17 protein-coding genes are annotated in these 23339 nt (G+C 65.8%); 7 read left to right on the forward strand and 10 right to left on the reverse strand.

The features are described 5' to 3' along the window. Window positions 1–487: 487 nt before the first annotated feature. From ACODSD_RS23585 to ACODSD_RS23600, 4 genes are all read left to right on the forward strand, one after another. A complete protein-coding gene (locus ACODSD_RS23585; RefSeq protein WP_488878473.1) occupies window positions 488–1054 on the forward strand; it encodes a fimbrial protein in 567 nt (188 codons plus the stop codon). A gap of 64 nt (window positions 1055–1118) precedes the next feature. Next, window positions 1119–1850 (forward strand): fimbrial biogenesis chaperone, encoded by a 732-nt coding sequence (locus tag ACODSD_RS23590; protein ID WP_488878474.1) that lies wholly within the window; start codon window positions 1119–1121, stop codon window positions 1848–1850. A 23-nt stretch (window positions 1851–1873) separates the two neighbouring features. Beyond that, window positions 1874–4288, forward strand: a complete 2415-nt coding sequence (locus ACODSD_RS23595; RefSeq protein WP_488878475.1) for a fimbria/pilus outer membrane usher protein — start codon at window positions 1874–1876, stop codon at window positions 4286–4288. Between the two features lie 176 nt (window positions 4289–4464). Next, complete coding sequence (locus tag ACODSD_RS23600; RefSeq protein ID WP_488878476.1) at window positions 4465–5457, forward strand: fimbrial protein; 993 nt, start codon at window positions 4465–4467, stop codon at window positions 5455–5457. A 214-nt stretch (window positions 5458–5671) separates the two neighbouring features. Here the strand turns inward: ACODSD_RS23600 and ACODSD_RS23605 are convergent, their stop codons facing one another. Both ACODSD_RS23605 and prs read right to left on the reverse strand, forming a co-directional pair. Next, window positions 5672–7390 carry a nicotinate phosphoribosyltransferase gene (locus ACODSD_RS23605; protein WP_488878477.1) on the reverse strand — a complete coding sequence of 573 codons (1719 nt, stop codon included), beginning with the start codon at window positions 7388–7390 and terminating at the stop codon, window positions 5672–5674. 28 nt (window positions 7391–7418) lie between these two features. After that, complete coding sequence (gene prs, locus ACODSD_RS23610; RefSeq protein ID WP_488878478.1) at window positions 7419–8231, reverse strand: ribose-phosphate diphosphokinase; 813 nt, start codon at window positions 8229–8231, stop codon at window positions 7419–7421. A 134-nt stretch (window positions 8232–8365) separates the two neighbouring features. Here prs and ACODSD_RS23615 point away from each other — a divergent pair, with 134 nt between their 5' ends. Both ACODSD_RS23615 and ACODSD_RS23620 read left to right on the forward strand, forming a co-directional pair. Beyond that, window positions 8366–9064: an NUDIX hydrolase gene (locus ACODSD_RS23615; RefSeq protein WP_227106194.1), complete on the forward strand. Its 699-nt coding sequence runs from the start codon at window positions 8366–8368 to the stop codon at window positions 9062–9064. A gap of 225 nt (window positions 9065–9289) precedes the next feature. Then, window positions 9290–9604, forward strand: coding sequence for a hypothetical protein (locus tag ACODSD_RS23620; protein ID WP_235085277.1), 315 nt, complete (start codon window positions 9290–9292; stop codon window positions 9602–9604). Between the two features lie 89 nt (window positions 9605–9693). Here ACODSD_RS23620 and ACODSD_RS23625 read toward each other — a convergent pair whose 3' ends face one another. From ACODSD_RS23625 to ACODSD_RS23660, 8 genes are all read right to left on the reverse strand, one after another. After that, window positions 9694–11928 carry a TonB-dependent receptor gene (locus tag ACODSD_RS23625; protein ID WP_488878479.1) on the reverse strand — a complete coding sequence of 745 codons (2235 nt, stop codon included), beginning with the start codon at window positions 11926–11928 and terminating at the stop codon, window positions 9694–9696. 602 nt (window positions 11929–12530) lie between these two features. Further along, complete coding sequence (locus ACODSD_RS23630; protein WP_488878480.1) at window positions 12531–13523, reverse strand: siderophore ABC transporter substrate-binding protein; 993 nt, start codon at window positions 13521–13523, stop codon at window positions 12531–12533. After that, window positions 13520–14302 (reverse strand): iron ABC transporter ATP-binding protein, encoded by a 783-nt coding sequence (locus tag ACODSD_RS23635; protein ID WP_488878481.1) that lies wholly within the window; start codon window positions 14300–14302, stop codon window positions 13520–13522. Before ACODSD_RS23635 ends, ACODSD_RS23630 begins: the two co-directional genes overlap by 4 nt. Beyond that, entirely contained in the window at window positions 14299–15249 is a 951-nt protein-coding gene (locus tag ACODSD_RS23640) for an iron chelate uptake ABC transporter family permease subunit (RefSeq protein WP_488878482.1), read from the reverse strand. The genes ACODSD_RS23635 and ACODSD_RS23640 overlap by 4 nt, the downstream gene beginning before the upstream one ends. Beyond that, a complete protein-coding gene (locus ACODSD_RS23645) occupies window positions 15246–16190 on the reverse strand; it encodes an ABC transporter permease (protein ID WP_227106184.1) in 945 nt (314 codons plus the stop codon). Before ACODSD_RS23645 ends, ACODSD_RS23640 begins: the two co-directional genes overlap by 4 nt. Further along, window positions 16187–17956, reverse strand: coding sequence for an ABC transporter ATP-binding protein (locus ACODSD_RS23650; protein WP_227106182.1), 1770 nt, complete (start codon window positions 17954–17956; stop codon window positions 16187–16189). The genes ACODSD_RS23645 and ACODSD_RS23650 overlap by 4 nt, the downstream gene beginning before the upstream one ends. After that, window positions 17950–19749, reverse strand: coding sequence for an ABC transporter ATP-binding protein (locus tag ACODSD_RS23655; RefSeq protein ID WP_488878483.1), 1800 nt, complete (start codon window positions 19747–19749; stop codon window positions 17950–17952). Before ACODSD_RS23655 ends, ACODSD_RS23650 begins: the two co-directional genes overlap by 7 nt. Then, window positions 19746–20315, reverse strand: a complete 570-nt coding sequence (locus ACODSD_RS23660; protein WP_253314688.1) for a sigma factor-like helix-turn-helix DNA-binding protein — start codon at window positions 20313–20315, stop codon at window positions 19746–19748. The genes ACODSD_RS23655 and ACODSD_RS23660 overlap by 4 nt, the downstream gene beginning before the upstream one ends. Before the next feature lie 361 nt (window positions 20316–20676). Here ACODSD_RS23660 and ACODSD_RS23665 point away from each other — a divergent pair, with 361 nt between their 5' ends. Next, window positions 20677–22833: a condensation domain-containing protein gene (locus ACODSD_RS23665; RefSeq protein WP_488878484.1), complete on the forward strand. Its 2157-nt coding sequence runs from the start codon at window positions 20677–20679 to the stop codon at window positions 22831–22833. Window positions 22834–23339 lie beyond the last annotated feature (506 nt).

Consider the following 23339-nt stretch of genomic DNA (forward strand, 5'->3'; position numbering starts at 1 on the left):
GAGCAGGCGCTGGTCCTGGTTGAAGGCGGAGGCGAAGCTGGCGAGCAGGGTGCTGGGGTCCATGGGGCGGTCCTTCGAACTATCCAAAATCAAAACACCCCCAAACCAGCCTTATGCAAAGCCCCCATGGCGACGGGCTTCGACCTGGTCTGCGGATGGGGGCCTTGAGGCGTAATGAGGGTGGAGATGACAAAATTTTAGTCAAAACATTTTAGATAACCGGCACTTAGCGGACAATCCTATAAAATTGCCATTTTCACAAACCTGTCCAAAAGGACAGGTTTAAACTCTTATCAATCCCCATGAGCGGCTTAAACCTTGTTTGCCGATATCAAAAAGTCCAAACAAGAAAAGTTATGGCTTGGTAAGAAAAGGTAAGAAGCGCTCAAAGTCAGGCTAAAGACCTGAATTGAATGTGTTTTTATCATGCTGTCTCCACTCAAGGCCCAGGCCAAGCACCTGCGCGCCGCAACCACTGGAGACCACCATGAAACCAAAACACAGCCTGCTGGCCCTGGCGGCCGTCTTTGCCACCGCGCTTCCGCTGGCGTCCCACGCCACCGTCACCCGAACCGGCGCCATCAAGTTCACTGGCAAAGTCACTGCGCCCAGTTGCTCGGTAAACGGCAGCAAAGCGATGGCTATTCCCGCTATTGATGTCACTCTGGACGAGATCTCCATGGACAAGGTGCAAGCCTTGGCGAGCAAACCCAGTGCTCCCAAAAAGCACTCAATAGTAATTGCCTGCACGGGCGCTAAAAATTTGACCGTGTCCCTCAAAGCTCTAAACGGCACCAACACGCTCACAGGCCAAACCAAGATCCTGAAGAACACCGCCAGCGGCTCACCGGCAGCTGGCGTTGGCATCGCGCTGTATCAGACGGGAACTGACACAAGCTATGACCTTGAGACTGGAGAACTGCTGAACAAGCCCACTCCAAGCGCAAGCGAAACCATCACGTTTGATGCCGCTTACGTTCAGGACCCGGCAGTTACCACGATGTCCGCCGGCCCCGTACAAGCCGCCCTCCCCTTCGAACTGAGCTACGACTAAGCCCTCGCCTCCTCCACCCACAGCGGCGGGTTTCCCGCCGTTGTCTATTTTCAGGGCCCCCATCATGAAAACCCTGCTGCAAGCCGCCGGCTTGGCGGCCTGGCTGGCCATGCCCTACGCCAACGCCGGCATCAGCCTCAACGGCACCCGCGTCATTTTCGACGGCGCGCATCCGGAAGCCGCCGTCACCGTGCGCAACCACGGCGCGGACATCCTGGTGCAGTCCTGGCTGGAAGCGCTGGACGGCGACAAGGTCAAACTGCCCTTCGCCATCACCCCGCCGCTGACGCGGCTGCCGGCCGGGCAGGAGCAATTGCTGCGCATCCTCTACGCCGGCGCCGGCGCGACCGATCAACGGGAAACCGCCTTCTGGCTCAATGTGCAGGAAATCCCGCAAGCCGCCGGGCAAGGCAATGTGCTGCAACTGGCGGTGCGCCAGCGCGTCAAGGTGTTCTACCGCCCGCCGGGCCTGGACGGCGACGCGCTGCAAGCGCCGGAACGCCTGCGTTGGCGGCTGCGGCGCGAGCGCGGCAGCAGCTGGCTGCAAGCGGACAACCCCAGCCGCTACCACGTGACCGTGACCGGCCTGACCCTGCTCTCCGGCGGAAAATCCAAGGAGATCAGCCGCGCCCGGATGCTGGCACCCGGCGCCGGCGAGCAATGGCCGCTGCCCGCCGACGCCGCAAACGACGCGTGCTTGCGCTACCAGATCATCAACGACTTTGGCGCCAGCCAGGCTTTTGAAGTCCGGCTGCAAGGCGCGGCGCCCGCCCAGCCGCGCCGGCTGGAGCCCTGAGCCGGCCGCCGGACCGCAAGGCGATGAGAAGCAAGCCGCTGACGCCCCCTGCCCGCCGCAGCGCCGCGACCCCTCTGGCCTGCGCCTGCGGGCTGATCGCCTGCGCGCAGGCGCTGGCGGCGGACGCGCCCGTCTTCAACACCCGTTTTCTGAAGCTGGACGGACAGGCGGCGGACCTCAAAGCGGTGCTGAGCGCCGGCAACGACATCCTGCCCGGCCGCTATCGCGTGGACATCCTGCTCAACCGCCAGCTGGCCGACCGCCGCGACATCCTGTTCCGCCAGGAACGGGACGGCAAAGTGCGTCCCTGCCTGGACGCCGCGCTGCTGCGCAAGCTGGGCGTCAAACTGCCGCCGTCCGGCCCCGGCGACGAGGCCTGCGTGGATCTGCCCCAACGCCTGGAGCACGCGCAAGCGCGCTACGACTCCACCCGGCTGCAACTTGAGCTTTCCGTGCCGCAAGCCCATCTGCTGCGCCGCGCGGACGGCTATGTCGACCCCTCGCGGTGGGACGCCGGCGTCAACGCCGCTTACGCCAATTACCAATTCAGCGGCCAATACCGCCGGGGCCAGCACGGCCGCGCCAGCCGCCAGTGGTATCTCGGCCTGCAAAACGGGCTCAATCTGGGCGACTGGCGCTTGCGCAACGACGCCACCCTCAACGGGAATACCGGCCAAGCGACAGAAATACGCAGTAACCGCACCCTGCTGCAGCGCGACATCACCGCGCTGCGCAGCCAGCTGGCGCTGGGCGAGCAATACACCGACGCCATGCTGTTCGACAGCTCGAGCATCCGCGGCGCGCAACTGAGCCAGGACGACGCCATGTTACCGGACAGCGAGCGCGGCTACCGTCCGGTGATCCGCGGCCAGGCGCGGAGCCAGGCCACGGTGGAAGTGCGTCAGAACGGCTATGTGCTGCACCGCGCCGACGTGCCGCCCGGCCCCTTCGAGTTCAGCGACATCGCCCCCTCCGGCTCCAACGGCGAACTGGAAATCACGGTGACCGAGGCCGACGGCAGCCGCCGCGTCAGCCATCAAGCCTTCTCCAGCCTGCCGCTGATGCAAGCCCAAGGTCGCTGGAAATACCACGCCGCGCTGGGCCAGTACCAGGGCGGCGAAGCGGCCCGTCCCGCGCTGGCCGCCGGCGCGCTGGTTTACGGCCTCAGCGACGACGGCACCGTGGCCGCCGGCTTCCAGCTCTCGCCGCGCTTCCAGGCCGTCAAGCTGGGCCTGGGCGCCAACACCCCGCTGGGCGCGCTGTCGCTGGACCTGAGCCAATCCCTCAGCCGCGCCCAAGGCGGCCGCAGCCAGGGGCAAAGCCTGCGCCTGCTGTACCACAAGGCCCTGCCCCGCACCCAGACCCAGCTCACCCTGGCCGCTTACCGCTACTCCACCGCCGGCTATCGCAGCTTCAACGATCACGCGGCGGACCTGGCCCAGCGCGCCAACCAACACCGCGCGCGCGCGCGGATGGACCTCAGCGCCCAACAGACGCTGGGCCGGGAAGGCCGCCGCGGCAGCCTTTATCTCAGCCTCAGCCGACAGAATGATTGGGGGCGGCCCGGTGCCAGCCACAGCCTCAACCTGGCTTACAACCACCGTTGGAAACAATTCCATTACCACCTCAGCCTCAGCCGGAGCCGCGACGGCCGCGGCCAAGGCGACAGCCAGATCACACTGGGCTTCAGCCTGCCGCTGGACAGCGGGCGACACGCCCCGCAGCTCAGCGCCCAGCTTGGCCGCGACGCCCTGCACACCAGCCTCAGCGGCCAGTTGGGCGAGGCCGACAGCTACACCGTCTCCGTGGGCCGCGACAGCCAGGGCGACGCCAGCCTGAACGCCAGCGGCGTCCATCAGGGCGATGTCGCGCAGCTGAGCGCCGCCTACAGCGCCGCCCGCGGCCATCAGTCCGCCAGCCTGGGCTCTAACGGCGCCATCGTCGTCCACGGCGGCGGCGTCAACCTCAGCCGCGCCGTCGGCGACACCTTCGCCCTGCTGCAGGTGGACGGTGCCCCCGGCCTGAACGGCAACGGCTACAGCGTGCGCGCCGACGCCCAGCCTTATCGCGCCAACAGCCTGAGCCTGGACAGCCTCAAACTGGGCGCGGCGCTGGAACTGGAGGACGGCGTCAAGCAAGTGGTGCCGCGCCGCGGCGCAGTGGTGAAGGCCGTGTTCAAGGCGCGTAGCGGCCGGCGCGTTCAATTCAGCCTGCGCCGCCGCGACGGCAGCGCGGCGCCGTTTGGCGCCAGCGTGGAGGACGACGCCGGCCAACCCTTGGGCATCGTGGACCCGCAAGGCCGGACGCTGCTCTTGCTCACGCAACCGCAAGGCCTGCTGGCCGTGAAATGGAGCGACGGCGGCTGCAACGCCCGCTATAAGCTGCCGCCCGCCAAGCCGGGGCGTCATTACCTGCGGCTAGAACTGCCCTGCCTCTAAGAGCCTGTTCAATGTCTGCTACGCGTCGGCGATCCGGCGTTGAAAACCGCTTCGAAATGCTCATGTACCACGCGTACATTCCGCTTTCTCAGCTGTTTTCGCCTTGCCTCGCCTTAGCTCGCGAGACTTTGAACAGGCTCGAAGAACTTCTCTTAAACAAAGAAAAGGATACCCAAATGCACACGCCGCCTACCCGCCGCCCGCTGCTGGCCTGCCTCGTCTTGCTATTGGCGCTGGGGAGTTGCAGCCACCCAAGCCACGCCGATTGCAAAGTGGTTTCATCAACCATCACTCCAGCGCTTCCCGATCCCTTGGTGATTCCATACCTGGCGCCCGCCGGACACCTGATCGCCAAGCAGGTGCTGAAAACCACGGTCAAATGCGACAAGCGCAGCGCCAACGGCCAACACAACTGGTACGCCTTTTTGTCCTATGGCAACACCGACAACGGCAGCTCATCGCTTAGTGGCGTCAGAAAAACCCAAACTTCCGGCATCGGCATTCGCTGGATAAACAGCAATACCCACTCCGGAAAATCTCAGACCTTCAGCACCACAAGTCTGAACAATGGCCGTACCAATCTACGCGGCATGCCCTTGAACGATACCGTCACCATTACCGACACGATCGAGCTGGTCACAACCGGCCCGGTGACATCTGGGCGGCTCAATCCGGAAAGCCATGCCGTCAACTACAAGAACAAGAAAGGCGGCGATCACGGACAGCCCCTCTACACCTACTCCTTCAATCAGCCCGCCATCAGGGTGATAGGCTGCTCGTTCAAAAACGCCGGCCAAACCGTCCGCCTGCCCGACGCCAGCACCCGAGACTTCACCGGCGCCGGCCGCGCCGGCGATAAGCCGTTCAACATCGACCTGGACTGCGCGCCCGGCACCAGCGTCAGCGCCAAATTGAGCGACGCCAACGCGCCCGGCGCCGCCGGCACGCTGCTGAGCATCGCCGGCGGGCCTGGCAGCGCCCAAGGCATTGGGCTGGAGCTGCAGCGCCAGGGCGAAACCGGCGCCTATACGCTGGGCACCGAGTTCACCAGCCTGGCGGCCAGGCAACAGCACGCGCTGCCCATGGTGGTGCGCTACGCCGCCAGCGGCCCCGCCATCCGGCCCGGCCTGGTCAATGCCGCCGCCACCGTGGAGCTGAGCTTTGATTGAGTCCCCGACAATGCAATAAGGCCAGGCATGACGCCCGGCCTTAGAACCTGTTTACGATCTGCTGCGCGTCGTGGAGCGTTACACGGTGAGTACGCCTTCGAAATGCTCATGTACCACGCGTACATTCCGCTTTCTCAGCCGCAACGCCTTGTCTCGCCTTAGCTCGCGAGATCGTAAACACGTTCTTTAGAGTCCGTTCACAACCTACTGCGCCTCAGTCCTCCGCGCCCCAGCGGATGCTGCCCGGTTCCGGGCATTGCCAGGAAGCCATCAGCCGCTGCCGGATTTCCGCCAGCGATTGCCGCGCCAGCAAGCGGCCGTCGCGGAACACCGGCCGCAATTCGCCACCCTCCGCCTGCTCCGCCGTCTGCTGCTGGTGCAGCACGTAATGATCGCCCTCGCGCTCCACCCGCAGCAGTCCCTTGGCGGATTTCTTGGTGCCGTCGTCCGTGGCCGGGTCCTTGTAGATATCCACCGCCTCGCCGTCCACTTCCGCGTAAATCGCCTTCAGCGCATAGCCGAAGGTGTCCCGCGAATTCATGCCGTAGACAAAGCTGCCGATGCCGAACACCACATTGCCGGAGGCGAAGCCCTTGGCCGCCAGCCGGCGCAGGATGGCGCGGGCGCGCGGCAGGGTGATGGAGTCGCCGTAGATCAGGCCCACATGGCTGTCCAGCAGCCGGTAGCCGGCGTCGCTGACCGTGCCGCCGTAAATCTCCCACAAGCACTCCACCGCGCCCTTGCGCTCGGCCTCCGTCACCCGCTGGCCGTCGCTCAGCGCCGTGTACGCGCCGTCCGCGTCCCGCGCCGGCAGGCCGTCGACGCGGACCAGTTCCTCGTCGCGGTAGCCGGTGAGAATTTTCACCGGATCGCCGGAATCCGGACGGAACACCACCTTGGCGTTGCCCAGCGCGTCCGGCCGCCGCGCCAGGATGTCGTCCTTCAGTTCGCGGGCAATCACCGTGAGCACGTTCCAGAAATCAAAGGTATCGCTGACGATGGACACCATGCCCCGCGGATAGTCCTGGCTGACGAATTCCCGCACCACCTCCCGTTCCGCCAGCCGGCGCAGCGCCGCCTCCTCCAGCCCGGCGTGGGCCGGATCGCGGCGCAGCCGCTGCAGCGTCAGCAGGATGCGCAGCGCCATCACGCTGTGCTCCGACGCCGGAATGGAGCCGCCCACCAGTTCCCGCTCCGCGTCCGCGTCGTAGAAATCCTCCAGATAATCCAGCGCCGGAATGGTGTCGGTGCCGGTGAAGGACAGCAGATGGCCGGCGCCGCAGCGCATGGCGTCGTGCACCCCGCTCATGCCGCGCATGGAAAAATCATGGCCCTGCCAATTGACGAACTCCGGCGCGCTGCCGGTGAGGCGGGCGAAGTAATCCAGCAGCTTGCGGAATTCAAACGCGATGGTGGCCACGGTGGACGGCTTCCAGGATTCGCAGCTGAACAGAGTTTCAAAATAGGTGGCCACCCAGGGGAAATCCGGATGCGTGTTGCTGAAGATCACCGGCGGCACCTTGATGTCCACCCGCGCGCCTTCCGGCAGGGAGCGGATTTCCAGCGGCAGATGACCCAGCGCGTGCAGCGCTTCCAGCCGGCCTGCCGGCACCGCGCCGGCGCCCAGCGCCGTATCCATGCGGCGCTGGTATTTGCGCACCGCCTTGTCCCGCGGCTGGCGGAAGAATTCTTGGTCGAACAAATCGATCAGGTATTGCTGGATGAAACCCTGCAGGCCGAACCACACCACCTTATTGTCGAACAGCTCCGGCAGCACCGGCGCGTACTTGGCCGAACGCGGGGTGAAATTGGCCACCAGCTTGGTGGTGGCCGCCGGATACATGGAGGGATGGCCGGTTTTGTAGAAGTCCGCCAGGTTGAACGGCTGCAGTTGGTTCAGTTCACGGGCCAGGGGGTGGATGGGGGCGTTCATGATGGATTCCCTATCTAAATTAAGTGAGTCAAACCAGCTGGCAGCGGACATCCGCCGTCCAGTCGTTACGGCTGAATACCTGCTGGTAATGTTCCAGCAGCGGCTCCAGGCCATGGCTGAAAATACCGTGGGTCACATACAGGTACAGCGGCGCGTCCAGACCTTGTTCCCGCTGGCGAGCGCGCAGCGCCTTGGCCAGCTCGGTGAAGGTGCGGCCGCCGTCGCAGATATCGTCCACTACCAGCAAGGGCAGCGCCGGCAAAGGGCCGGCCACCTGGGTGCCGCTGATGCGGCCGCTTTGGGTGTCCCTCACCTTGTCCGCCAGCACCGCCTCGCAGCCCAACTCCCGCGCCAGCTTCAGCACCCGCTTGCGCGCGCCGGCGTCCGGCGCCACCAGCGCCGCCGGGCCCACTCGCTCCAGCACCCGGCGCAGCGCCGGCAGCGGGTCTTCCACTTCCACCCGGTCCAACAGTGCGGTCACCACATCGCTGTGCGGGTCCTGGATCACCACCCGGCTGTAGCCTTGGGCATTGATCAGCTGGCAGAACACCTTGGCGCTCAAGGCCTCGCCCGGGTTGGCCACCCGGTCCTGGCGCGCATACGGCACATAGGGCAGATGCAAGGCCAGCGGGCGGCCCGGGTAAGCGCGACGCAGCGCGTCGCTCAGCATCAGCAAACTCATCACCGCTTGCGCGTTCGGCAGATGGGCGTGCAGGCGCAAGGCCTGCGCCGGCGCGTCCACTTCCACCGACACCTGCACTTCCCCACCGGGAAACACCGTGCTCTGAAAGGCCAGCGGCTGGCTGCCGCCTTGCTGCGAATCCGCGAAAATCTTGAACATGATGCTGACTCCTGCGCTGCGTTGACTTACTTAGTTGATAATTTCAACTAACATGCGCACAGTATAAATTTACTTAGTTGAGTTTTGCAACTATATGGCGGAAAATATTGGAAAAGCCAAACCGGAGACCTCCTATGAGCCCCTCGCGCCCCGCGCCCGCCGTCAGCGTGGACATTGTCCTGCTCACTCTGGGCGCTGCCGGCCTGCAAGTGGCGCTGCACCGCCGCAGCCACGCCCCCTGCCAACACCAGCTGGCGCTGCCCGGCGGCTATGTGCATGTGGATAAGGACGACAGCTGCGAAGCCACCGCCATGCGCGTGCTGCGCGACAAGACAGGGCTGGAGCCGCGCTATCTGGAACAGTTGCGCACCTTCGCCGGTCCGCGGCGCGACCCGCGAGGCTGGTCGGTGGCCATCTCCCACGTGGCGCTGATCCCGCTGCAGCAACTGCAGGACGCCGGGGACGGCGTATTCCACTTTTACGATGTGGACCAGCTGCCGGAGCTGGCCTTCGACCACGCGGAGCAAGTGCGGGAAGCGGTGCAGCGGGTGCGCAACAAGGCCAGCTACTCCACCCTGCCCTGCTGGCTGCTACCCGAACGGTTCACCCTCACCCAGCTGCAACGCACTTACGAGCAGATTTTTGGCGAGACCGTGTCCCGCGGCACTTTCCGCTCCCGCTTGGGCATCAAAGTGGCGGACGCCAAGCCCGGCGAATACGCGGACGAGGCCGCCATTCTGGAAGCCACCGAAGAATTCCTCGGCGGCAAGCAGCGTCCGGCGCGGCTGTTCCGCATCAACCGGCTCAGCCTGTTCAAGCGCGCGCGCTGGTAAGGCCTAAAGAGTCTGTTCCAAGGCCGGCCCGGCTGTCATCTTGACGCTCCCGCCTTCCCCACTCAGGCTGCCATGCGCCGCGCCCGACAGCGCGGCCATGAGCCTGCCCGCGTCCTCCGCGCCGCGCAGGCGTTTCTTAGAGCAGATCTTTGTGGAGCTCATAATGAATATATTTAATTTGCACCGGCGGCATCCCCGTTTTGTCACTGTCGGGGAGGAGCGGCCATGAACGCCCAAGCCACCCCGGTCCTGCTGCAACTGCAAGACCTGTTGCAAGAGCTGCGCGCCAACGCCCAGGGCCGGCCGGAACTGGAAGCCTTGTGCCGCAAGCTGGACCGCCGCTATCTGGAGGTGGACGAGGGCCTGACCCGCAGCGTGCTGCGTTTTCACTCCGCCACCCAAAGCCTGCAAGCGCTGATGTCCTTGCTGCTGAGCTGCCCGGACACCAAGACGCTGAACGGCGAGCAGATCGCGGCGCTGCTGGAGCCGGTGCGGCAGGAGTTGCAAGCTGCCCATAAGCTGATTTGCAAGGTGATGTAAACGCGACAACGCCGCGGCGGAAGCCGCGGCGTCGGTCAAACGCCCCGCATGGCCGGCAGGGCAAGGCTCAGAGTCCGAGAAGCGGATGCTCAGAACGACACGGTGCCGGACAGCAGGAAGGTGCGCGGCGCGCCCAGGCCGCCGGACAAGCCGCTGCCGTCGCCGCCGCTCCACGAACCCACCCAGTAAGCGCGGTTGGCGACGTTTTGCACCGAGGCGCGCAAGGTGATTTCCTTGGCGGCCAGCTTGGTGGTGTAACGGGCGCCCAGGTCAAACGTGGTGTAGGACGGCAAGGACAGCTGGTTGTTGTCGCGGACGAAGCGCTCGCCCACGTACTGGGCGTTGCCGGTGGCGGTCAGGCCCGGCAGGGCGGCGATATCGTATTCCACGCCCAGCTTGGCCATCACCTTGGGCACGCCGGAGGCCTGCTTGCCCAGGTGCGCCGGGTCCAGCGCCTTGGTCAGCTCGGCCCTGGTGTAGGACGCGCCGCCCATCAGACGCAGGCCGCGGCTGGCCTCGCCCCAGAAGCTCCACTCCAGGCCGCGGTTGCGCTGTTCGCCGTACACGCCGAACACATTGCTGTCCGGGCTGGTGTAAGCGCTGGGCCGGGCGATCTGGAACAGGCTCAGGCTATGGGTGAGGCCGCCCCAATCCAGCTTGGCGCCCAGTTCGTACTGCTCGGTCTGATACGGCTGCAGGCTTTCGCCGGCGTTCTTGGCCGTGTCCGGCGCCACGCCGCCCTGGTTCAGGCCCTGGATGTAGTTGCCGTAAACCGAGAGCTGGTCCGAAAGCTTGACCAGCAAGGCGGTGGCCGGGGACCAACGGCTTTGGTCGTAGTTGGAGGTTTGCGCGCCGGCGGCGTCGTAGTTGCTGCTCTGCACGTTCTGACGCCGTGTGCCCACCGTCCACTGCACCTTGCCGTCCATGAAGGACAGCGTATCCGCCAGGGCGATGCTGCCCAGCTTGTCCTGAACGCTCCTGCCCATATACCGGAACGCCGGCATGGACCCGAAGGACGGCGCATAGTAATTGGTGTTGAAGGTGGGGCCCATTCCATCCCGGTAGCTGCGCTCCGAGGTGAAGCGCGTGGCCGCCAGCGACCACTTATGCTGAATCTTGCCGGTGTCGAAATGACCGCGCACGCCGGCCTCGCCGGATTTCTGCGTGCCCTCGTTCATCAGGCGGAACGCGCTCACGCTGAGGTCGCCGGCGTTATTGAGCAAGCGGTCGCGCGTGATGGTGGCGTCGAAGTCCGCCTTACGATGGCCATACGCGCCGTACAGGGTCAGCGCCTCGCTCAGCTCGTATTCGCCGCGCAGCAAGGCCACCTGGGTGGTGTTGGTATTGGTGGCCCAATCCGGCGCAAACTGGTAATCGCCTTTCTTGGGCGTGGGCACTTGGGTCACGCCCGGGGCGATGGAGAAGATGCCGAAGTAATTGATGCCGTCCATCTTTTCGCGCTGCCGGTAAAGGTCCAGCGAGACGCGGGCACGCTCTCCGCGCCAGTCCAGGCCCAGCGAGGCCAGGTTCATGCCCTGTTTCTGCTTGTCCACCGCGGTGTCGCCGTTGCGGTAAACGCCGTTGAAGCGCACGCCCCACTGCTGCCTGTCGCCAAAGCGCCGGCCCGCATCCACGTGCACGCCGGGCATATTGTCGGATTCATAAGTCGCGGTGACCGAGGTCAGCGGCGTGTTGCCCGCGCGCTTGGGCACGATGTTGACGCTGCCGCCCAGGCTGCCTTCCGGCGGCATGCCGTTGAGCAGGGTGGACGGCCCTTTCAGCACTTCCACCCGCGCCGCCATCTCGGTGGAGCCGCGCAGATTGGGCGCCATGCCGATCAGGCCGTTGAAGGTGATGTCGTTGGCCGAGGTGGGGAAGCCGCGGATATTGAATTTCTCGAGGATGGTGCCCTTGCTGGCCACGTGAACCGAGGGATCGGCGGCGCCGATCAGCGCGCCTATCTCGCGCGCCTGCTGGTTGGCCACATAGTCCTCGGTGTAGCTGATGGTGCTGAACGGCGTGTCCATCACGTCCAGATTGCCCAGCACGCCCACCCGGCTATCGGTGGCCAGCTGGCCGCCGGCGTAGACGCGGCGGCCTTGCACCACCACCGGCGCCAGCCGTTCCGGCGCGCCGTTGCTGGCCTGGGCCGGCGCATTGTCCGCCGCCAGCGCCGCCGGCGCCAAGCTCAGGCCGGTGCCGCCAAAGCCCACCATCAGGGCCAGATGGGTGGCGGCGCGCAGCGTATTCAGGGGGAAGGCGGATTGCGGCGCGAGTCGGCGTGTAGTTGATATGGGGGAGGCCGACCGTTTCTGACTCAACATCCAGATTCCTTTCTACGTGAGGAGATTGTTTCACTTCACTATGTATTCCGAAGCAAAGTGCGAAACCCTCAAATAGAAATGAAAATCATTTTTGATAGCACATCGTCAAGTCAACTCGCACCCGGCTTAGCGCTTGTCAACGTCTCGCGAGCAAGAGCAAAAACCGCTGAGAACCTGTTTACAATCTGCTGCGCGTCGGCGATACGGCGTTGAAAACGCCCTCAAAATGCTCATGTACCACTCGTACATTCCGCTTTTTCGGTCGTTTTCGCCTTGTCTCGCCTTAGCTCGCGAGATCGTAAACACGTTCTGAGAAAGCGGAATGTGCAAGGGGTAGGAGCATTTTGAACGCGCGCCTCACGACGCGCAGCAGATCATGAAAACTGGTTTCAAGAGCTACCTTGGTGAACATAGAGGCCGCTGGTGGGTATCGCCTACGGCTCCTCCCACCCTACACAGGCTTGCTCGTCATCAGTAGGGTGGGAGGAGCGCAGCGATACCCACGCGGAAATCTCTTGAAGGGCCGGGACACATCGGCTGCGCGGTTTTCCGTGTACCGCGCTGGATTTCAAAACACGGCAGCAAAGATCGTAAACCGGCCTTCAGCTGCGATAGCCCTTGATCACCTCATCCCCAATCCGGTTCAGGCAGCTCAGGCTGGCCGTGCACAGATACCAGGTTTCGGCGTCGGCGAAGATCACCTTGCCCTTGCGCCAGGCCTTGGTCTGCCGCAGCAGCGGGTTGTCCAGGGTTTTCAGATTCAGGGCCGGCCGCCGCTCCATCACCGCGGTGCGGTCTATCACGTACAAGATGTCCGGGTCCGCCTGCTGGATGAACTCATTGGAAATGGGCTGGCCGTGCAGGCCGCTATTGGTCTCATTGCTGGCCGGCTTCACGCCCAGGGTGTCGAAGATGTAGCCGTAGCGCGAGCGCACGCCGTAGGAGGTGAAAGCGCCGTTGTTGTGCAGCACGATCAAGGCCTTTTCCGGGCGGCCGGCGGTCACCTCGCGCACCTGCTTGATCTTGGCGTCGATCTCGCCGGCTTTCTCGCGCGCCAGCGCCTCCTTGCCCAAAATCCGGCCCAGGGTCAGCAAATGCTCCTTGGCCGTGTCCAGGGTATGGCCGGGGCGGTTGTTGAGGTCGATGTCGTAATGCAGCGTCGGCGCGATGCGGCTCAGCTCCGGATAGCTCTGCGCCTGCAGCGGCGAGATCAGGATCAGGTCCGGCTTGAGCGCGTGCAGCCGTTCCAGATTGGGCTGGATGGTGGTGCCCACGTCCATCACCTTGGGGTTCTGCTCGTACTTCTTCAGGAAGCCGGCCACATAGTCCTTGGAGATGCCCGCCACCGGCGCGCCCAACTGGTCCAGCGCGTCCAGCTCGCTCATGTCGAAGGCCACCACCCGCTCCGGCCGCTTCTTGATCTGGGTGGTGCCCAGCTCGTGCTTGACGGTGACAGGGGCGTAGGCGGCCTGGGCCGCCGGCGCGGCGGCGGCCGCTTCCGGCGCGGCCTGTCGGGCGTCGCAGCCCAGCAAGCCGCCGGCCACGGCCAGCGCCAGCAGGGCCGCGCGCGCGCGCGGCGTCTTATGAATGCTCATACGGTTTCTCCAGTGGGTGAGGGATTGAAGTAATTGCAGACGAAGCCGCGCTCGCTGGGCAGGATGTCCACGGCCAGGCCGTAGAGATCGCGCAGCCGCGCCTGGGTGACCACCTCGGCCACCGGGCCGCAGCCGTGCACCGCGCCCGCCTTCATCGCGACGATGTGGTCCGAGTAATTGGCGGCGAAGTTGATGTCGTGCACCACCAGGATCACGGTGCGGCCTTGTTCCTCGCTCAGCCGGCGTATGGCCTGCATGATGCGCACCGCGTGCTTCATGTCCAGGTTGTTGAGCGGCTCGTCCAACAGCAGGTAGTCGGACTGCTGGGCGATACTCATCGCCAGAAAAGCCATCTGCCGCTGGCCGCCGCTGAGCTCGTCCAGATAGCGGGCGCGCAGCGGCTGCAAGCCCAGGAAGGCCAGCGCCTCGTCCACCGCGCGGCGGTCGTCCCGGCTCAGCAGGCCCTGGCTGTAAGGGAAGCGGCCGAACCCCACCAGTTCCTCCACCGTCAGGCGCAGACCGATATTGGGGTGCTGACGCAAGGTGGCCACGCGCTTGGCGTAGCTGCGCAGCGGAATCCGCTCTATCTCCTCGCCGTCCATCAGAATGCGGCCGGCGCTGGGCTTCAACAGCCGGGCGATGGACATCAGCAGCGTGCTCTTGCCGGCGCCGTTGGGGCCGATCAGCGAGGTGACTTGCCGGGAGGGAAAACTGAGATTGACGTCGCGCAGCACTTGTTTGTCGCCGTAGGCTTTGTAGACGCGCTCAAGCGTGATCATGCATGTCCTCTGCTGCGCACCATCAGCGCCAGGAAATAGGCGCCGCACACCAGGTTAACCAGGATGCTGACGGTGGTTTTGTAATTGAACAGCTGCTCCACCAATAGTTGGGCAGCAATGAAGATGGCGATGGCGACGGCGCAGGCCAGCGGCAGCGTGACCCGGTGCCGGAAGGTGCGCGCCAGCGCGTAAGTGATGTTGGCGACGAAGACGCCCATGAAGGCGGTGGGCCCCACCAGGCTGGTGGACACCGCCGCCAGCACCGCGATCAGCGCCAGTTGCATGCGCACATTGCCGGGGTAATCCACGCCCAGGGAAATGGCCTGCTCTCGCCCCAGCAGCAGCACGTCCAGCACCGCCAGCCGCCGGCGCACCAGCCAGGCCGCGGCCGCGGTCAGCAGCGCGGCGAACAGCAAGGCCCCGGGCTGGACCCGGTTGAAGGAGGCGTAGCTGAAGCCCTGCAGGATGGCGAACTCGCCGGGGCTGGTCTTGAGCTGGATGAACTGGGTGAAGGTGCCCAGCACCATGGTCAGCACCAGGCCGCTCAGCAACAGCAGATAGAGATCGTTGCGCTCCTTGCGGAACAGCGCGCGGTGCAAGGCCCAGGAATAGGCCAGCATCACCGCGATGGACAGCAGCGCGTTGCCGTGGCGGCCCAGCAGCGCCAGGCTTTGCGCGCCCAGCAGCAATACCAGCAGCGCCTGCAGCAATAGGTAGATCGCCTCGTAGCCCATAATGGCCGGGGTCAGGATGCGGTTGCCGGTCAGCGTCTGGAAGGTCAGCGCGGACACGGCGATGCAGACGCCGGCCACCCCCATCGCCGCCAGGCGGATCAGGCGGTTGGGAATCACGTAATCGAAATCCAGGCCGGAGCCCAGCAGCAGGAACAGCAGCGCCAGCGCCGCCGCCAGCGCCCAGACGCCGCGGCGGATCAGGGCGTCCCTCATTTGTGCTTCCATAGAATCATCATCAGGAACAGGACGCCGCCCACGCTGCCCGCGGTCAGGCCGATGGGCACTTCAAACGGGTAGATCAGCAGGCGGCCTATGATGTCGCAGACCAACATCAACAAGGCGCCGCAGGCGGCGACGATGGGCAGCGTGCGCTGCAGGTTCTCGCCCCAGCGCAACGCCACCAGATTGGGAATGACCAGGCCGACAAAGGGAATGGCGCCCACGGTGATGACGGTGGCGGCCACCGTCACCGCCACCAGCACCAGGCCCAGCGCCGCGGTGGCCGCATAGCTCAGGCCCAGGCTGGCCGCCATCTCCTCGCCCATGCCCAGCACGGTGAAGCGGTGGGCGTAGCAATACGCCAGCGCGACGATGGGCAGGATCAGGTAGACGATCTCGTAATTGCCTTCGACGATCTTGGAAAAATCGCCCAGCAGCCAGCCCTGCATGCTTTGCAGGATGTTGTGGCGGTAGGCGTAGAATTCGGCCACGGCGCTGAGCACGCTGCCGTACATCAGCCCTATCACCGGCACCAGCACGGTGTTCTTGAACTGGATGCGGCGGATGATGGCGATGAAGACCAGGCTGGAGACAAAACAGAAAGCCAGCGCGAACAGCATCCGCCCCAGATTGCCGGCCTCCGGCGCCAGGCTCAGCCCCACCAGGATGCCCAGCTTGGCCGCGTCCAGCCCGCCGGAGGTGGCCGGCTCCACAAAGCGGTTGCGCACGATCTGCTGCAGGATGACCCCGCACACCGACAGCCCCACCCCCACCAGCAGCAGCGCCGCCAGGCGCGGCAGCCGGCTGGCGGTGAGGGTCAGCCAGCTGTCGTCGGACAGGGCCAGCGGCCCGGTCCAGGCCATCTGTTTGGCCCCCACCATCAAGGACAAGCCGCTGCAGGCCAAGAGCAGCAGCGGCAAGGCGAGTCGTTTCAAGACAGGGCCTCTGCGGCCGGCGCCGCGGTGATGCGCCAGCCCTTGGCGCTTCTGCGCTGCTCCAGGAAGTGGGCGTAAAGGCCGGCGCGCGCGCTCAGCTCGGCATGGCTGCCTTGCTCGCGCACCTTGCCGTCCTCCAGCACCACGATCTGGTCCGCCATTTCCACCGTGGACAGCTGGTGGGCGATGACGATCAGGGTGCGCTTGCCGCGCAGCCGGGCCAGCGCCTCGGCGATGGCGGCCTGGTTCTCGGTGTCCAGCGCCGCGGTGGCCTCGTCCACCAGCAGGATGGGCGCGTCCTTGATCAGCGCCCGCGCAATGGAAATGCGCTGGCGCTCGCCGCCGGACAAGCGCGCGCCGCCCTCGCCCACCGGCGTGTCCAGGCCCTGCGGCAGGCGTTCGATGATTTCCTCCACGCCGGCCAGCCTGGCCGCCGCCAGCACTTCGGCGTCGCTGGCGTCCGGCTTGCCGATGCGGATGTTGTCGCCGATGCTGCCCTGGAACAGATAAGCGTCCTGGAAGATCTGGCTGATCTGGCCGGCCAGCCGTTCGCTGGACAGATCGCGGACATCCACGCCGCCCACTTTCACCTCGCCCTGGTCCACATCGAAGAAGCGGGCGATCAGGCGCAACACCGTGGTTTTGCCGGAACCGGACGCGCCCACCAGCGCCGTCATGCTGCCCGGCGCTATCCGCAGGCTGAGCTCGCTCAGCACTTGCACCTGTTCCGGCCCGTAGCGGAAGCCCACCCGGTGCAACTCCACCGAGGCGTCCGCCGGTTCGCCGGAACGGACCGGCTCGGCCATGGGCTCCACCTCGAACAGCTTGGCCACCGCCTGCAGCTGGCCGCGCGCGCCGCGCAGCACCTCGCTATAGCCGGCCACGTCCAGCAGCGGGTCGATGAAGCGGCTCATCAGCATCAGCGCCACCAGCGCCGGAATCACCGTGGCCGGGGTCAGGCCCAGGCCGGCATGGTCGCTCAGCCACAGCGCGGCCACCAGCAGCAGCGCGGCGAAACTGGCCTGCACCGCCCAGACGTTGAGCACCGAGGACAAGGCCGACAGCCGGATCAGGCGCCGGCCGGAGCGCTGCTGCTGGGCGATGGCCTGCTCCAGAAAACGCGTGCCGCCGCTTTCGCCGTTGAAGGCGCGCAGCACCGATTGCGCCTGCGCGAACTCCACCATGCGCTGGCTGCTCTGGCCGGCGTGCTGCTGATAGGCCTGGTCCGCGCGCTGGCTCAGCCGCGCGGTCAGCCCAAACACCAGCAGCAGGCAAGGCAGGCTGGCCAGCCCCACCCAGCCCATCAGCGGATTGACGGCGAACAGCGCGCCCAGCACCACCACCGGCGTCACCACGCCGACAAACAACGGGGTGAACACATGGGCCGGCAGCTGGGCCATTTCCATCATGCCCTGAGTGGCGATGTGATTGAGCCGGGCGGTGTTGCCGGCGCTGAACCAGCCCACCGGCAGGCCGCCGACATGCTCGGCCAAACGGTGGCGTCCGCCTTGCAGCACGGCGATGCCGACCGCGATGCCGGCTTTCTCCACCTTGCGCCGCAAGCCCCAGCACAGCGCCACGCCCAGCGCCTGCGCCGCCAGCCACGCGCCGGCCGCGCGCGCCTCGCCGGCCAGCAGATGGCTGAGCACCGGCGCCAGCATCACGATGGTCACGCCGCACAGCAGGCTGTAGGTCAGCGCCAGCCACGCGTAACGGCGCAATTTGGCCGCGTCCTCCCCCAGCAGCCGAATAAAAGTCTTCAACATTGCGGCACCAATCCTTCCTGTTCTGCTTCTCCGGCCTTGCCGTAATGACCCTGCGCCCACAGCCGCGCGTAGCAGCCGCCCTGTTCCAGCAACTCATGGTGGCGGCCGCGCTCGATCAGCCGGCCCTTGTCCACCACCAGAATCTGGTCCGCCTGCATCACCGTGTCCAGCCGGTGCGCGATCACCACCAGGGTGCGGCCGCGGGCGAAGGCGGACAGCGCCTGCTGCAGCTTGACCTCGTTTTCCGCGTCGGCGGCCGCCGTCGCCTCGTCCAGCACCAGCACCGGCGGGTCCAGCAACACCGCGCGGGCGATGCTCAGCCGCTGGGCCTCGCCGCCGGAAAACTGCACGTCCTCGCCGATCACCGCCTCGTAGCCGCGCGGCAGCTCGAGAATACGATCATGGATATTGGCCATGCGCGCGGCTTCCTCGATTTCCGCCTGGCTGGCGGAAGGCCGGCCCAGCGCGATGTTGTCGCGCACGCTGGCGTGAATCAGGCGCACGTCCTGCAGCACGAAGCCGATGCGCCGATACAGCTCCGCGCTGTCCAGCTGCCGCAAATCCACGCCGCCCAGGGTGATGCGCCCGGCGCTGGGATCGAAGAAGCGCAGCAGCAGCCGCGCCAGCGTGGACTTGCCTGCGCCGGAGGGGCCGACGATGGCCGTCACCGTGCCCGGGGCCAGCGTGAAATCGATGCCGGACAGCACCGGCTCCTGCTCGGAATAGCCGTAACTCAGCCCTTCCACGCGGATTTCGGCGTCGGCCGGCCGCGCCGCGCCGGCGGCGGTTTCCAGCACCGGGGTCTGCAGCAGCGCGTGCACGCGCTGGGCCGCGCCGGTGGCGTGGTTCAAATCATGAGTGATGTAGCTCAGCATCAAGAGCGGCGAGCTCAGGCCCGGCGCCACCAGGGCGAAGGGCAGCACGTCCACCGGGGCGATCCAGCCCAGGCCCACCATCAGCGCGCCGAAAGCCAGCACCACGCCCAGCACCGACACCGGCGCGATGATGGCATTGGCGTTGGCCATCGCGCTGACCAGCGGCCGGGTGAAATCGGTGAAGGCGCTGGCGAAGGCGTCTATCGCCGCGCGGTAGCTGCCGTGCGCCTTGTGCTGCGCGCCAAAGGCCTTCACCACCGGAATGCCGTTGACGAACTCCACCACCGCGTTGTTGATGCGCGCCATGCCGGCGCCAAAGCTCTCCATATTGGCCGCGCTGGCCTTGTGCGCCCGCGCGAAGAACAGGAAGAACAGCGGAAACGGCAGCAGCGAGGCGATGGCCATGCGCCAGTCCATCGCGAACAGATACGCAATGGAAGCCAGCACCGCGCCCGCGCTGCGCCCCAGCGTGGTGTAGAAATGGGCGGTCAGGCTGTGCAGGGTGCCGATATCGTCGTGCATCGCCTGCTTGACCTCGCCCGAGGCGCGGCTGGTGAACCAGCCCAGCGGCACCTTGGCCAGCCGGCGGGTGATGGCCAGACGCAGCAGGCCGGTGATGCGGTTGTCCGCCAGATGGGCCACCACGTCGCCGGCCAGGATCAGCGTCATGCCGGCGAACAGGCAAAGCAGGCTCAGGCCCACCACCCGCCACAAGACATCGCCGCCCAAGGCGGCCGTGCCCTGACCCAGCGCCAGCTGCGCGATATGGGCGACGCCGGCCAGCGGCGCCAGGCTCAGCATGGACCCCAAACCCGCCAGCAAGCCGGCGGCGATCAGCCGGCCGCGTATCGGCGCCAACACGCGGGCGATAGGCCCGACCGCGGCCGCCTCTCCCAAAACCTCTTCCTCAACACTCATGACAACTCCTCTACGACACGAATTAATGAATGCGGCTTGCACGCGCCCTGCCCCAGGCCGGCCTCCACGCTGCGGCGGCAAGCCTGCAGGCCGAGCGCGACGTATTTCTCCACCGACGACACCGACACCTGCAGCTCCGCGGCGATATCGCCGTAGCTCATGCCGTTGAGCCGGGACAAAAGCAGGGCCTGGCGCACCTTGAACGATTTGCCCATCAGCGCCAGGTCCACGCCCTTGATCTCCTCCTTCACCAGCGCGCGCGCCTCTTCCGACTGCGCGCGCGGCTCCGGCTGCAAGGCCTGGCTTTCCAGATAACGGGCCTCCAGCCGGCGGCGGCGCAGCAGATCAATCACCTTGCCTTTGGCGATCTGCGCCAAATGGCAGCGCGATTCGTCCGCCGGCGGAAGCCGGCCTTTCTGGATGAGGTGCAGGTAAATGTCGTGAGCCAGCTCCGTCGCATCGTTCGGATTGCCCAACTTGCGCTGCAACAAGCCGCACAGCCAGCCGTGGTGATCCAGGTACAAGCTCCGCAATTGCGACTGAAAAGTGATCGGGCCATTGTCCACGCCCCTCTCCTTTTCACTTGTATTTGCAAATGATAATCATTTTTATTATTATCACCGACATTGTCAATACGTCATACAAGACGTAATCAACCAATGTCCTTTGCATGGATTATGCCGAAAAGCCAGTTTACGGCCGCCGGGCATGACGCATAAGCGCCCCCTCAGCCCGATGGGGCCATGACTGACACGGCCGGAATCCCGCGCCTGCCATGCCGTAGACATCTCATCGCAAGAACCCGCCGCACGCATTCCCAGGGCCGTCATCCCCCGACGACGCGTCCTGTTGACTGGCGACCGTCAAAGGCCTCCCGTCGCCGCCCGCAACGATTATTGGCTGTTGAATTTCAGAAGGAGACCACTCTTGTCGCACCCCCACCCCGACATCCCGTCGCAGCGCCTGCCCCTGAGCCTTCACGAAGAACAATGCTGGCTATTGCAGCAGCAACACCCGGAACGCCTGAACCGCCTTGTCGACGCCTGGCGGCTGGACGAGCAAACGGACCTCGCCCTGCTGACCCTGGCGCTGCAACAGCTGATCCAGGCCCGGCCGGACCTGAACGCCCGTTACCAGTTCAGCGACGACGGCGATCTGCGCAAATCCCATGTGGACGGCTGGCACCCTTGCATCGCCTTCCCGCGCATGAGCGAAGCCCAGCTAACCGAGCGCCTGCTCGCGCTGCGCGCGGCGCCCTGGGACGCGGAGACGCAGCCGCCGTTCCAGGCCCTGATCGTCCACACCGAACACAGCGCCGTGCTGGCGCTGAGCCTGCACCCCATCCTGGAGCCGGCCCAGCCCTTCAAGGCCTTGGCGGACGCGCTGGCCCAGGGCTATCGGCAACTGGACGCCGCCCGCCGCCCGCTGACGCTGACGCCGCTGCCCTTGCAGGCCGGCGAAACCGGCTACCGCCCGCCGGCGGCCGCCCAGCCCGCCGCCGACGGCCAGGACGCAATCGCCGCCGTCATCCTGAGCGAACTGCGCGCCGTGCTGGCCGAGCCCGGCATGAAGCCGGACGACAACTTCTTCGATTTCGGCGGCCATTCCCTGCTGGCCACCCGCATCATCGGCACCCTGCAAAGCAAGCACGGCATCCAGATCCGCTTCAACGACTTCTTTGAAGCGCCCACCGCCGCCGCGCTGGCCGCGCGCGCCACCGTCAGCGAACAACGCCGTCAGGCCGCGCCGTCCGCCGAAGTGCGGCAAGCGCCGCTGGCGCTGGCGCAAGCCTCGCTGTGGCGCGCCTACGCCGCCTACGACTTCGGCACCATCTTCAACCTGCCCTTCGCGCTGGACTTCCTCGATCCGGTGGACGAAAACCTGTTCCGCCTGGCCTTCACGGACTTGCTGGAACGCCACGCCAGCCTGCGCACCACCTTCCATGAACAAGACGGCGCCGCGCTCCAGCGCATCGTGCCGCTGACGGAAATCGGCGGCTACAAATGGTTCTGGAGCAGCGCGGAGAGCGAGGGGCTGACGCTGGCGGACGAAGCCGCCCACCGCTTCGACCTGAGCCGGGAACTGCCGCTGCGGATACGCTTCTTGCGCCACCCGGCCACCGGCCGCCAGACCCTGTCCTTCCTGGTGCATCACATGGCGATCGACGAATGGTCGCTCAATGTGATGATGGACGAGCTGGCGCTGGCCTACCGCGCCCGCGCCGCCGGCAAGGCGCCGCAATGGGCCGCCCCGGCGCCCTCCTTCCACGCCTTCGCGCTGGAACAACAGAGCCAGGGCGTCAACCCGCGCCACATGGACTACTGGACCGCCATGCTGCGCGGCGCCACGCCGGGCCTGCGCCTGCCGGACCCGGGCGCGCCGGCCGCCGCGCCCGACCAGGCCGCCGGCTTCAAGGCCAAATGGCTGGAGTTCAAGCCCGAGCCGGGCACGCAGGAAGCGATCACCGCCTTCGCCAAGCGTCATGACTCCTCGCTGTTCAGCGTGGTCTACACCGCCATCGCGCTGGCCCTGCATAAGCTGGGCGATCTGCCGGAAATCGTGATCGGCACCTCGTCCTCCGGCCGCACCGATGCGGCGTATTTCGACACCGTCGGCTACTTCACCACCATGGTGGCGCACCGGGTGCGCTTCGACCGCCAGCAGTCGCTGGGCAGCCTGCTCAAGGACGTGACCCTGACCATCAACGACTCCATGGCCTACGCCGACATTCCGCTGGAACTGGTGCAAAACGCGCTGGGCATGACGCCGGCGGACGGCCTGCTGTTCGACGTCTACGTCCAGGTCCACGCCAACAACGCGCTCAACGGCGCGCTGCCGGCCCCGGACGGCGGCGAGATCCGCTACCGCCAGATCGACCCGGACAAGAGCGAATCCATGTTCGGCCTGCAGTTCGAGATCATGGAGGACGCGCACGACGGCTCGCTGCGCCTGGTCATCACCTACCGCGCGGAACGCTACTCCGCCGCCCAGCTAGAGGCCATCTGCGCCACGCTGCACCGCTTGTTCGCGCTCTTGAGCGCGGGCGACGCCAGCGAGCGGAGGCTGGAAGAGCTGCTGGGCTAAGGCCTATTCCATGCCCGCTGCGCGTCGGAGAAACGGCGCGCAAAACCTTGACGCCCCCGCCCTCAAACGAGAGCGGGGGCGTCCATTTCATTCAGTCTCAGAACCCGATCCGCGTGGGTATCGCTACGCTCCACCCACCCTACCGCGACAAGCAGCCTTCATAGGGTGGGTGGAGCCGCAGGCGATACCCACCAACAGCGCAGCCTGTCCACAATCTTTGTTCCGTGTTTTGAAATTCCGCTAGCACACAGGCAACCCCGCACCCGACGCGCCCCAGGCCCCGGTCCGCGTGGGTATCGCTGCGCTCCACCCACCCTACCGCGACAAGCAACCTTCGTAGGGTGGGTGGAGCCGCAGGCGATACCCACCAACAGCTCAGCCTATTCGCAACCTTTGTTCCGTGCTTTGAAACGACTCTAGCGCTCAGGCAACCCCGCACCCGACGCGCCCCGGCCCCGGTCCGCGTGGGTATCGCTGCGCTCCACCCACCCTACCGCGACAAGCAA

The organism is Chromobacterium sp. FG22 (assembly GCF_057809415.1).

Bases quoted from the DNA above. Each gene is read 5' to 3' on its own strand.
- ACODSD_RS23630 (WP_488878480.1), bottom strand. From the start codon at position 13,523: ATGAGCATTCATAAGACGCCGCGCGCGCGCGCGGCCCTGCTGGCGCTG.
- ACODSD_RS23600 (WP_488878476.1), top strand. From the start codon at position 4,465: ATGCACACGCCGCCTACCCGCCGCCCGCTGCTGGCCTGCCTCGTCTTG.
- ACODSD_RS23615 (WP_227106194.1), top strand. From the start codon at position 8,366: ATGAGCCCCTCGCGCCCCGCGCCCGCCGTCAGCGTGGACATTGTCCTG.
- prs (WP_488878478.1), bottom strand. From the start codon at position 8,231: ATGTTCAAGATTTTCGCGGATTCGCAGCAAGGCGGCAGCCAGCCGCTG.
- ACODSD_RS23620 (WP_235085277.1), top strand. From the start codon at position 9,290: ATGAACGCCCAAGCCACCCCGGTCCTGCTGCAACTGCAAGACCTGTTG.
- ACODSD_RS23595 (WP_488878475.1), top strand. From the start codon at position 1,874: ATGAGAAGCAAGCCGCTGACGCCCCCTGCCCGCCGCAGCGCCGCGACC.
- ACODSD_RS23635 (WP_488878481.1), bottom strand. From the start codon at position 14,302: ATGATCACGCTTGAGCGCGTCTACAAAGCCTACGGCGACAAACAAGTG.
- ACODSD_RS23605 (WP_488878477.1), bottom strand. From the start codon at position 7,390: ATGAACGCCCCCATCCACCCCCTGGCCCGTGAACTGAACCAACTGCAG.
- ACODSD_RS23590 (WP_488878474.1), top strand. From the start codon at position 1,119: ATGAAAACCCTGCTGCAAGCCGCCGGCTTGGCGGCCTGGCTGGCCATG.
- ACODSD_RS23585 (WP_488878473.1), top strand. From the start codon at position 488: ATGAAACCAAAACACAGCCTGCTGGCCCTGGCGGCCGTCTTTGCCACC.
- ACODSD_RS23655 (WP_488878483.1), bottom strand. From the start codon at position 19,749: ATGAGTGTTGAGGAAGAGGTTTTGGGAGAGGCGGCCGCGGTCGGGCCT.
- ACODSD_RS23625 (WP_488878479.1), bottom strand. From the start codon at position 11,928: ATGTTGAGTCAGAAACGGTCGGCCTCCCCCATATCAACTACACGCCGA.
- ACODSD_RS23640 (WP_488878482.1), bottom strand. From the start codon at position 15,249: ATGAGGGACGCCCTGATCCGCCGCGGCGTCTGGGCGCTGGCGGCGGCG.
- ACODSD_RS23650 (WP_227106182.1), bottom strand. From the start codon at position 17,956: ATGTTGAAGACTTTTATTCGGCTGCTGGGGGAGGACGCGGCCAAATTG.